8 protein-coding genes are annotated in these 11,497 nt (G+C 57.9%); 4 read left to right on the top strand and 4 right to left on the bottom strand.

The window, feature by feature from the left end:
* Nucleotides 1-4 precede the first annotated feature (4 nt).
* Nucleotides 5-1,987 (bottom strand): GAF domain-containing protein, encoded by a 1,983-nt coding sequence (locus tag EKD05_RS18170; RefSeq protein WP_165360793.1) that lies wholly within the window; start codon nucleotides 1,985-1,987, stop codon nucleotides 5-7.
* A gap of 105 nt (nucleotides 1,988-2,092) precedes the next feature.
* Here EKD05_RS18170 and EKD05_RS18165 point away from each other — a divergent pair, with 105 nt between their 5' ends.
* Both EKD05_RS18165 and EKD05_RS18160 read left to right on the top strand, forming a co-directional pair.
* Nucleotides 2,093-2,824 carry a TIGR02206 family membrane protein gene (locus EKD05_RS18165; protein WP_129675434.1) on the top strand — a complete coding sequence of 244 codons (732 nt, stop codon included), beginning with the start codon at nucleotides 2,093-2,095 and terminating at the stop codon, nucleotides 2,822-2,824.
* A gap of 120 nt (nucleotides 2,825-2,944) precedes the next feature.
* A complete protein-coding gene (locus EKD05_RS18160) occupies nucleotides 2,945-4,123 on the top strand; it encodes an META domain-containing protein (RefSeq protein WP_129675431.1) in 1,179 nt (392 codons plus the stop codon).
* A gap of 76 nt (nucleotides 4,124-4,199) precedes the next feature.
* Here the strand turns inward: EKD05_RS18160 and EKD05_RS18155 are convergent, their stop codons facing one another.
* The gene (locus EKD05_RS18155; protein WP_240695843.1) at nucleotides 4,200-5,555 is read right to left on the bottom strand and encodes a Mur ligase family protein; all 1,356 of its coding nucleotides are present in this window, start codon (nucleotides 5,553-5,555) and stop codon (nucleotides 4,200-4,202) included.
* Nucleotides 5,556-6,326: 771 nt separating this feature from the next.
* Here EKD05_RS18155 and EKD05_RS18150 point away from each other — a divergent pair.
* Nucleotides 6,327-7,175, top strand: a complete 849-nt coding sequence (locus tag EKD05_RS18150) for a deoxyribonuclease IV (RefSeq protein WP_129675425.1) — start codon at nucleotides 6,327-6,329, stop codon at nucleotides 7,173-7,175.
* Nucleotides 7,176-7,261: 86 nt separating this feature from the next.
* Complete coding sequence (locus EKD05_RS18145; RefSeq protein ID WP_129675422.1) at nucleotides 7,262-8,059, top strand: ComEA family DNA-binding protein; 798 nt, start codon at nucleotides 7,262-7,264, stop codon at nucleotides 8,057-8,059.
* A 94-nt stretch (nucleotides 8,060-8,153) separates the two neighbouring features.
* Here the strand turns inward: EKD05_RS18145 and EKD05_RS18140 are convergent, their stop codons facing one another.
* Together EKD05_RS18140 and EKD05_RS18135 are read right to left on the bottom strand one after the other, a co-directional pair.
* Entirely contained in the window at nucleotides 8,154-9,254 is a 1,101-nt protein-coding gene (locus EKD05_RS18140) for a hypothetical protein (RefSeq protein ID WP_129675419.1), read from the bottom strand.
* Nucleotides 9,255-9,301: 47 nt separating this feature from the next.
* On the bottom strand, nucleotides 9,302-11,485 hold the full coding sequence (locus EKD05_RS18135; RefSeq protein ID WP_129675416.1) for an ATP-binding protein: 2,184 nt from the start codon (nucleotides 11,483-11,485) through the stop codon (nucleotides 9,302-9,304).
* Between the last annotated feature and the right edge of the window lie 12 nt (nucleotides 11,486-11,497).

Below are 11,497 nucleotides of genomic sequence, written 5' to 3'. Positions count from 1 at the left end.
GATTTCACAGCGTTTCCCCAACTTCATCAATAATATGTTGCGGAAAGCAGACCTGTGCCCGCATCCAACCGTGCTCATCATCACGGATCAGGCGGAAGTCCCCCCCGAGATCCTGGTGAACGAGCGTTTCGATGATATGCAAACCCAACCCGCTGCTATGGGGAGGGCGCGGGGGCGGTGGATGGCGCGGCCCATCATCGCGAATCTCGACCATCACCTGGCTTACACCCAGCGTAGCTTCAACCTCGACACTGCCACCCTCAGCGGCAAGCCCGTGCGAGAGAGCATTGCTAATCAATTCATTGATGACCAGCGCCAATACCGTTGCATCCCGTGAACCAACGCGCACCTCATCGCCCATAATGGCAAAGCGAACGGGCGCATCGCTATGCACCAGCGTTGACTGGGCGCTCTCGACGACCTGTCGGGCCACGGCGTTGACCGTCGTAACGCCCACATCCTCGCGTGAGAGCAGATTGTGAATGGCCGCAATCGACTGGATGCGCGCCGCACTCTCGCGCAGCGCTTTGGCCCCCTGGCTGTGCGGCTCAACCCGTCGCAGTTGCATTGCCAGCAGCGCCGAAATAGTCTGGAGGTTATTGCGTACCCGGTGGTGCATCTCTTGTAGCAAGGCCGACTTGATCGCGAGCGCACGCTGACTCTCTTCATAGAGCCGGGCATTTTCAATCGCAATCGCGGCCTCATCAGCAAAGGTGCTGAGCAGGCGTACCTGCTCATAATCAAAGAGGTGCGGCTCACGTTTATAGAGACAAATCCCGCCAATCGTGCGTTCACGGGCGCGCAACGGCATGCAAAAGAGCGAATGAAACTGCTCGCGCCGTGCGACAGCAGCCAGTTCAGGGAAACGCGCATCTTGATAGGCATTCATCACGGCCAGCGGGCGACTATCCCGCACCGTCTGGATGATGAAATCCCGCACGCCGTCACCCTCGCCACCGTAGGTCGCCATCAATTGCAGATGCCCGTCGTCGCCCATCTGAAAGATCGAAGCCCGGTCAGCCTGGGCGAGTTCGACTGCCTTCTCGGTAATCAGCGAGAGCACATCACGCAACCCGATCTGCTCGGCAATGCTTTTCGAGACCTGCTGCAACGTCGTCAGTTCACGCAATTTCTGGTGGAGACGTTCATCCGTCTGTTGATAGAGCTGCGCATTAGCAATGAAGAAGGCAAGCTCGCCTGCAACCACCTCAACAAACGAGATCTCTTCCTGAGTGAAGTCACGCGGGCCGATCGTCTGCCCGGTAATCACCCCTTGCAGCTTATCGGCACTGAACTGATAGCGCTCGGCGCTAAAGAGCACAATCGGCACCGCGAGCATCGAGCGAAACGTCTCTTCGCCGAGCTGCGGTTCAACATTGAAACGAGGATCCTGCCAGACATCGCGCACCGCCACAGGATGCCCAAGTTGGGCAGCCCAACCCGTCACCCCTTGCCCCAGGTGCGAAACAACCTGCCCGATCGCGGCACGATTGAGCCCACGGGTCGCCCGCAAGACCAGTTCGTCACGGTGCTTGTCGTACAGGTAGACAGAACATGCCTCAACCCCAACAACCTGGGCAACGGTTTCAACCACGGTCTGAAGTGATGTATCGAGATCCAGCGTCGAGTTTGCCGCCGAAATAATGCGATGAAGACCATCAAGCTCAGAGGCACGCGCCAGCAGACGGGCTTCCCATTCGCGGGTACGTTGCTCTTCCTGGGCAGCCCCGTACGCCAGCAATAATTCACTGACCACCAACCCCTGCGAAAGCTTGAGGCGTTCCGCGAGCGCCAGCCCGAGTTCGGTCAGAACCTCAGCCACGCCTCCTTGCGCATACCAGACAGCCCCGATATGACGCAAACCGCCGATCCGTGCCTCGGCCATCGCCTCGGTCTCCAGATCGGCAAGCAATTCGGCAATGCGCGGCCAGGTTTCACACAACGCCGCCACGAGGTCAGGCGGCTGTGATGTCTCGACCTCGTACATCGGCATGGGCAGGAATCCTCCGGTTGATAGAGCAGTATCACTGTATTATACGAAGAATAGAAGATGGGTGCAACTTCAATGAATAACGAGAGATAGGAAACGGTCATGTTCCCCACTATCTTTGGCCCGTCGTTTGTCGGACCTCGGTTTGAGCTCTGGTCGCCTGAACATCTCTTGCCGCTGCTGGCAATTGCCCTGGGATGTGTCGCCCTGGTGTGGGTGACACCACGCCTTGATGCGCGGGGCTGCACCATGCTCAAACGTGGCTTAATTGTCTATAGCCTTGCCAACTGGTTTGCCTGGGATCTCTGGCAACTGAGCAACGGACTCTGGAATATCCAGTATTCGCTGCCGTTGCACCTCTGCACGCTGGCGGTGCCACTGTCGGCTTTGATGCTGGCGACAGGCAATGTGCGCCTATTCGAACTGATCTATTTCTGGGGTTTTGCCGGTTCGGTTCAGGCCCTGCTCACCCCGGATCTCCAGAGCAACGGGTTCAATTTCCCTCATTTTGTCTACTGGATCTTCTGGACCTCGCACGCGGTACCGCTCTTTGCGGCCCTGTTTGCGATCAGAGCCTGGCACTACCGACCCACCTGGGGGGCGCTTGGGCGGGTCTTTCTGCTTACCAATGCCATCTTGCTTGTTGTTGGCCTGGTCAACTGGCTCACTGGGGGCAACTATATGTTTATCGCCCGCAAGCCGGCGTTCCCAAGTCTGCTCGATCTCATGGGACCGTGGCCCTGGTATCTCATTCCACTGCAGTTTGTCGGCCTCCTTGCGTTTGTACTGGTCTATCTACCCTATGCCCTGCGCGACTGGCTGAGAAAAAGCTGACAAAGAGCGCCCGGTGGGAACATTCCTACCCAAGACAACGTTCTCACTATGGCAGGGCTACACAGCACCAGAATAGTGGCCCCGCACACAGATTATCCTTGAGTAGAAGTGAGGAGAGCAATGAAGTTGCGAATGACGATCCTTTCGGCGCTGCTGATGGGCATGCTTGTCCTGGCTGCCTGTGGCACCGCACCGAGCACCGGCTCAACAACCGAGCCGACACCGGCGACGACCGAGCAGGAGACACCAGTCACCGAAGAAGCCACGATGCCAGAGACGAGTGATGCCCTGGCCGGAACGAGTTGGGTGCTTACCGCGCTCAACGGTGCCGCGCCGCTGAGCGAGGGCACGCCCATCTCCGCCGAGTTTGATGCCGAGGGAAGCGTCGCGGGGTCGGCTGGCTGCAACCGCTACTTTGCCGGTTACACCATTGCCGATGGCACGCTCAGCATTACCCAGGCCGGCAGCACCATGATGGCGTGTGAGGATGCGCTTATGGCGCAGGAAATGGCCTTCCTGGATCAATTCAGCCGCGCTACGAGCTATGCGATCGACGGCGACACCCTGACGATCACCATTGATGACGGGACTACCCTCGTCTTTGAGCGTGCGGAGGAAGAAATGACCTCAAGCAATGACCTGACCGGCACGAGCTGGATCCTCACCGCCATCAACGGCGCCGCGCCGCTGAGCGAGAGTGCGCCAATTTCGGCCGAGTTTGATACCGAGGGCAGCATCACAGGTTCGGCTGGTTGCAACCGCTATTTTGCCGACTACACCGTTGCTGATGGCACACTCAGCATTTCGCAGGCCGGTAGCACACGGATGGCATGTGAGGAAGCAGTCATGGCGCAAGAGCAGGCCTTCCTCGATCAACTGAGCCGAGCGACGAGCTATGTAATCGACGGCGCGACGCTGACGATCACCATTGATGACGGGGCCACCCTTGTCTTTGCGCAGGCAAGCAATGCCCTGGCCGGCACGAGTTGGGTGCTGACTGAGCTCAACGGCGCAGCGCCACTGAGCGAGGGTACACCAATCTCCGCCGAGTTTGACGATGAGGGCCGGGTCGCAGGTTCGGCTGGCTGCAACCGCTACTTTGCCGGTTACACCGTTGCCGATGGTGCGCTCAGCATTACCCAGGCCGGCAGCACCATGATGGCGTGCGAGGATGCGCTTATGGCTCAGGAAACAGCCTTCCTCGAGCAGTTCAGCCGGGCCACGAGTTATGTGATCGAGGGCGAGACCCTGACGATCACCATTGATGACGGGGCCACCCTCGTCTTTGCCCGTGCGTAGGATCGGGCCTAGCCCTTCAACCTAGCGTTTTGCACTAAAAAGAGCCAGCTTTGCTGGCTCTTTTTAGTGCACCAACTCACCCTTCCCAGAAGGGCTTCACCCACCCCCGCCGCGCAAGATCCTCGCGCAAGGCGAGCATCGCCGTGTACGTAGGCAAGATCGCCAGCGTTGCCCCCGCTGGCAAACTCGCCAGGGCTTCATCAAGTGCTGGATGCACCTCGGGGACAATGCGCATCATCGCGGGATCAACGCCGGCATATTTCAGCCGTACCGCCATATCTTCGGCCCGTGTACCACTGACGACCACCGAGGCAACCTGGCCCGCCAGGGCTTCAAACTCGGCATCCCAGAGCCACGAAACATCAGTTCCATCGGCAAAACGGTCGTTGATCGCGATCAAGAGGTGCAACCCTCGTGGTTCGTGCGCGGGAACCGCCGACGTCTGGACGATCATCCGCACTGTTTCGGTTGCGCCAACGGGATTCTTGATCAAGGCAATCAGCATCGGCGCACCACCCTGCCCCGCAGTCACCCGCTCGATCCGCCCAAATGCAGCACTGAACCGTTCGAGCGCACGGCGGGCCATCGCTGGTGGCACACCGAGGGCGAGCGCAGCCGCAAACGCAGCCAGGGCATTGGTTGCGTTATAGAGCCCGGGGAGCGGCAGGTTGAGTTCGAGGCCCCCCCCAGGATAGCGTAGATAGAGCCTGCTCGCCTCGATGCCGCTCAGGTCAAGCCGGGCCAGTTGCACCTGGGGTGTGGGACGCCGATAGCCACAGCGTGGACACTGGTAGTGGCCGATATGGGCATAAAAGGCCAGGCTGTAGCGATAACGCTCACCACACTGCTGACAAAACTGCGAATCGGCAATATGTGCCCCCGCGCCAACGGCATGCTGTGCATCTTCGAGCCCGTAGTATAAAACGTGACATCCCAGATCTTGGCCAAGATAGGCAACGGCGGGATCATCAGCATTCAACACGATGCATGTCTCAGGCGAGAGCGTTCGGAGGGCCTGCTTCCAGGCCTGGGCTAGGGTGTCAACTTCGCCATAGCGATCAAGCTGATCGCGAAAAAGGTTATTGATCAGCACAAGACGAGGGGCTGTCTCGGCAAGCGCCTGCGGAAGCGCCGCTTCATCGGTCTCAAAGAGGCCAATGGTCGCCTGTGGATGCCCCCGCCAATCGGTGCCTGCAAGCGCCGTTGTCGTCAACCCTGTGATCAGATTGGCCCCGGCACGATTGTGCAAAACCCGCTCGCCATTGGCGCACAAGATTTCAGCCAGCATCCGGCTCGTTGTTGTTTTGCCATTGGTACCCGAGAGGAGGATCACCCCACCTGGCAGCGCAGCACTCAGATCGCGTAACACCGAAGGCGCAACCACACGGGCAACCCTTCCGGGCAGCGTCGTACCCCCACCGAAGCGCAACATGCGCGACAGCGTACCTGTCGTTTTACCTAAGCCAACAGCAAATACGTTCGACAATTTCTCCATGCCCTAATAATACACGATCCAGGGCTGATCCGTCACCACCCCAACCGTAATAGCCAGGGCTACGCTGAAAAAGGGGGAACCAAGTTCCCCCACGCCCCCGTTTTCCTGCGTGGTGGTGCGCCGGCAGGCGCATCGTGTGCTGATGCAAAGTCCACCTGACCGGAGCACCGTCGGGCTGATGGTCTTCCAGAAATTAATCCGCTCTAGCCCACAAAGGTGGGCTTCGCTTCCCATAGCCGAAGGGCTTTAGCCCCATGGCATCGGGTTCATAGCGGATCATTTACTGAAAAGCCATAAGCCCTCGGCTACGGGTCGCGAAGGCCGCCTGCGTTGCCTCATCCAGCCGGCGAAAGCCGGCTTCGCAGACGGGAGCCGAGCCGTTGACGGCGACGGCGACCCTGGAGAACTGACGTTACATCAGCCCTGCCGTAATAGTTGGGCACCCTTCTCCTGGAAGCGCGGGCGGGACGCCTACTTAATAGTCTGTAACGGAAGTTTCTTGATGTGGTACGCCCCTGGGTGCGCGGGCGGCTCGCCCGCTGGTGCTCCCGAAGCGGGCGAGCCGCCCGCGCACCCAGGATGCAGAAACATCGAGGGCGACGACGTCACACCCAGCCCGCATCAGCATTTACCATTACAGCTTCACGCCTGTTGCGCAGATCATGCTATAATCAAGCATGATTCAAAGCATCGTCTGTAAAGGTTTGTATGCCATTTGGCGCACATATGTCGATCGCGGGCGGGGTCTCCAAAGCATTTGCTCGTGGTGAGCAGGTTGGCTGTGAGGCCATGCAGATCTTTAGCAAAAACGAGCGCCAGTGGGTTGCGCGACCTCTGCCCGAGGCCGAAATTGCCGCGTTCAAGGCAGAGCAGGCGCGCAGTGGCATTGGCCCGGTGATTGTTCACGATTCGTACCTGATCAATCTGGCCGCCCCTGCGGATGAACTCTGGGAAAAATCAATGCGTGCCTTTGCCGATGAGCTCGAGCGTTGCGCACTGCTTGATATTCCGTATCTCGTAACCCATCCCGGGGCGCATACGGGCAGTGGCGAAGAGGCTGCTCTAGAGCGTGAAGCAGTAGCACTGAATCGTCTCTTTGACGAGGGGGTTGGGGGCACGACAACCGTGCTGCTCGAAACAACCGCTGGTCAGGGCACAGCGCTTGGTCATCGTTTTGAACACCTGGCACGGCTCTTTGAACTGGTTCCCCACCATGATCGTATGGCTGTTTGTGTCGACACCTGCCATATCTTTGCCGCCGGCTATGATATCCGTACCCCTACGACCTACGCTACCACCTTCGCCGAGTTTGATCGGCTCGTGGGGCTTGACCGGATCAAGTGCTTTCATCTGAATGATTCGCAAAAGGATCTCGGGAGTCGCGTTGACCGCCACGCCCATATCGGGCAAGGCTTCCTTGGCCTTGAGGCCTTTCGTCTGCTGGTCAATGATCCACGTTTTCGTTCCATTCCAAAGATTATCGAGACGCCCAAAGGTGATGCGATGCTTGAAGATATCGAAAATCTGACCCTGCTGCGGTCACTTGTTACGTTGTAAACGAAAAAGACGATCCTAATCGGGGGCTTGTAGCTCCCACCCCTCCATCAGGAGTGGTACTTGAGGTCATTGTTCCACAGGAGATCATGATGCTACGCAGGCTTTTCTGGTTGAGTACTCTGGCCGGGGCTGGATATCTGGCCTGGCGCTGGCTACGCCAGCAAAACGAACCGGTCAGCCCGGCACCGTATACACCACCTGCTCGTCCTGCTGCTGCACCAGCAACAAGTGGGCCATCATCAGCAAATCCAGCCGCCAGCAGCGGTCCGCGCCGCATCCCCACGCGGGTTCACCGTGGTGCACCACCAAGCGCACCCTTACCCAGCTCTCAATCACCTGCCCCCGTGAAAGATGAAACCGTCGCCGAGACCGTCGCCGACGCCATCGCTGACACCGTCGCTGAAACCACCGAGACCGTCGCCGACACCACCGACGCCATCGCAGACGCCGTTGCCGACACCACCGACGCCGTCACTGACACCGTCGCTGAAACCACCGAGACCGTCGCCGACACCACCGACGCCGTCGCCGACACCGCCGAAGCTATCACCGACACTGCCGCCGACGCCGTCGCCGACACCACCGAAGCTATCACCGACGCCGTCGCCGACACCGTCGCCGAAACTGTTACTGATGAGCAAGATGCGGTCGAGGAAGACGCGGAAGACGAAGCCGAAGCCGAAGGAACACGCGAGCTTGTCAACCTCAACACTGCTGACGAAAAAACCCTTGCAGCATTGCCCGGGATCAGTCCATCACTAGCCAAGCGCATCGTTGCCTATCGCCAGGAACGTGGCCCCTTCAACACAGTCGAAGACCTCAACCTCATTGCAGGTATCGGCCCACGGAACTTTGGCAAATTCGGCCATTTGCTTACCGTGTAAATAGTCTGGGAAATAAAATTTCCGATACGCATAGGAGCGCGGGCTGGAAGCCCGCGCTCCTATGCGTATCACTATCTCATAACCGTGCGCTTCATCAATCAGGCTGATTTGAGACATGCAACCCACGTAAGCGCCAGATCAGATTGCCAAGGGCAGGCCCAAAACGATCAACCCAGCGCTGACGATCGCGTCCTTGCACATACAATTGATGGGCGAGTTGGCGCACCTCCTGGGCATCAGCCCCGACGCTCCGCGCCACTGCGGGCGAGACATCAAAACTCACGCCATCGAGGCCAAAGCTCGCAGCCACATCAATCAACCGGTTCAATGACTCATATGGCGGTTCAAGTTTCAGATTAGCACGCACAAAGATCTGCGCATCACGGGCGCCAGCGACGATCTGACGGAACTGCTGACGAGCGGCGAGTGACTCGAAAAGCACTGGGGCATCAAGATCAAAGACCAGGCACTCGCACCCGGCCCGCGCCATCCGCGCCAGCAACGCACGCTCGAGGTGGGCAAAGGAGGCGTGCGCCTCCCAGCTAATCGTGAGTTGAGCCTGTAACAGAGCGTGCAACAACGCATCCAACCAGGCAAGGTCAATCGTCACCGGCACATCGGTGAGCAGATAATGACGGACACCAAACTCGTGCGCAAGGGATCGCAACTCGGCCACAATCTGGGTGGGTGTCCGCAACACAAAGGCACCGACAGAATTAAGCCCGGCAATCGCAACGCTCGTCTGCAACTCACCACCGGCGGCACGCAAGGCATAGCGTTCGAGCGACAGCAAGTGACGAGCAGGTAACGGCAACTGATTGCAACTGGCCGGTAAAGGCTCCTGTTTGATTTGCCCATACTGCTGATCGAACCATGTCAGCCCTTCGACACTCACCTGCCACGCATCAAGGCCATTGCGACTCATCGGCATCGCCAGCACATGCCCATCATGAACCGCTTGCACCGCGTGGAGAGCCACTTCGAGATCAGCCTCGTATTCGCCGGCAACAATGACCACCGCGGGCAAAAAGGAACGGAGGGGTTGGAGAGCCTCGGCAAGGGGAAGATCAGGTTCAAGGGCAAGATCGTAGATACGCACAATATGGCGTCGCTGTTCGAGCAGTGCCGCCAGATAAGCGAGACTGAGGGGAGGACAGACCGGGTTAGGCGTACTAGCCAGTGCAATGAGTGCCATGTTCACGCATCAACCTCGTTTCCGAGCAGGAGCATCACCTATGAGCGTCAATGAACCGTCTCGCTAATCGTCTGTTCGCGGAGCACCATGGGCAAGACAAAGGCAAACCGGCTTCCGTTGCCCTCTTCGCTTTCAACCCAGAGCCGCCCATTGTGGCCTTCGATAATCTGTTGACAGATCGAGAGCCCAAGGCCGAGATGCACTCCCTGTGTCACAGAGCGATTCTTGACCTGATAAAACCGATCAAAAATCTTCCCCTGCTCTTCAGGTGAAATGCCAATGCCGGTATCACGCACATATACTTCGACATCGCGCTCGTGTACATCAACGCCAACGGTAATTGTACCACCGCTCGGTGTTGCTTTAACCGCATTTTCAATCAAATTCGTTACAACCTGGCCAACTCGTTCTGTATCCATCAACAGTTCAGGAATCGAGGATGGGATATGTGCAACAATAGACAACCCGGCCTGATCAGCCTGAAGTTGAAACCGCGCCACCGTCATCAGCAAGAGGTCAGTCAGATCAGACCAATCGGGGTGCAACTGGAGGCGTCCGGCTTCGAGACGATTAAATTCCAGCAGTTCGGTAATGCGGCCTTTGAGCGCATCAGCCTGCTCATCAGCAAGCGCCAGAAACTCTTGTTGGAGCGTATTCAAAGCTCCGGCTTTGCCTTGCAACACCACCTTGAGGAAGCCATTGAGCGTATTGAGGGGATTGCGCAATTCATGTGATACCATCGAAATAAACTCAACCCGCTGTCGCTCCTGGATCTTCAGACTGGTGACATCGTGGAGGGCAAAAGCAACCGGACACAGCCCTTCATCAGGCACGCGCACAAGCGAGGCAAAGATCTCATAGTGCAATTCATCGTCACCCTCACCAACCGTCAACTCGCGGGTCAAGACGGGAGCCTCATACGCACGTATCTCCTGGTTCAACTGATCAAGCACCTCGCGCAGCTTCCCTGCGTGGACATCGTTATGCTGGAGCGCCTTATACGCATGGGAATTGCCCAATAGCAAGGCCCCGTGAGCATCAACGACAAGCAATGCATCGCCAATATCACGCAGAACCGCTTCAAGCAAAAGACGCTGACGGGTCAACTGGGTATGCAAATCAGCATTATGAATCGCAATACTTGCCTGGATGCTAAACGAGGTGAGATACCGTGACTCGACCGACGTAAAGAGGTGAGGCTCATCACTGACAATCGTCAAGGCACCAAGCACCTGATCATCAGGGTCAATCAAGGGTACACTGAGCGCCGACTTGATCGCAAAAGGCTGAAGGGCGAGCCACTCGGGCTCACTGCTTGCATCGCCCACCAGCAAATACCTACGCGTCTTGATGACATGCGAAGCGAGCACTTCAGCCCAGATCAATTCACTTATCAGCTTGGAATCGTCACTCAACAGACGGTGGTCAAACTGGTCACGCCGGGCAAGCGTCAGTGCGATCGCCTTGACTGGCCGTGATCCAAGCATCTGGCGCAAACTATCAAGGATCTGGCTCAACACTGCATCAAGGCTAAGCAAACCAGTAATGGCCCGCAAACTCTCTTCGAGCGTCTGCTGGCGGCGAATGCGCGAGCGGAGATCAGTCGCAATGCCTTCGAGTTCAGCGACGTGTTCAGCGTTGGCAGAGCGATCCTGTTCCAGGCGAAGACTCACGCGTCGGGTAGTTGCCATGCGTTGTTCAGCCAGGACGAGCAGCAACACCACAAAAAAGACAGAACTCGTCACAATGCCCCAGAAAGCGAGCCATTCTTCGGTTGAAAAAGCTTCCGGGCGTTGCGTCAGATAGAGTACAGCGAGATCGACTGGTCCTACCAGGGCTGGAACCAGCAACGTCCAGAGGGTAATGCGGCGATAGCAGAGCGCCTTCAGCACCATCACTACATAAAGAGGAAAGATACCGAGGGTCAGTGGACCAGCGGTGGCAAAGACGAACCAAGCAAGGATGGCATCACTGGCAACCGACACAAGCAACAAGGCGACCAGTGTGCGCTGCTGTCGTTGTTGATCAGCCTTGATAAGCCCTGCTAACAACATCAGGTTGACAACGGCATAGATCACAAGCCCGATGGTCGTGGTTGTCTCAAGAGACATCTGTGCCAACCACCAGGCCAGGCCCACCACGGGGAGCGGCAGCATTGCGCGCACACCGGTACGAATAGTCGCACGCAACCAGAACGGGTCACGCGCAAGAGGTGTCTCGGTTGCCGCCATGAAATCGGCTCT

This window comes from Candidatus Chloroploca sp. Khr17, from assembly GCF_004138165.1.
Lineage (GTDB): Bacteria > Chloroflexota > Chloroflexia > Chloroflexales > Chloroflexaceae > Chloroploca.
This window is presented reverse-complemented; position numbering and strand designations above follow the sequence as displayed.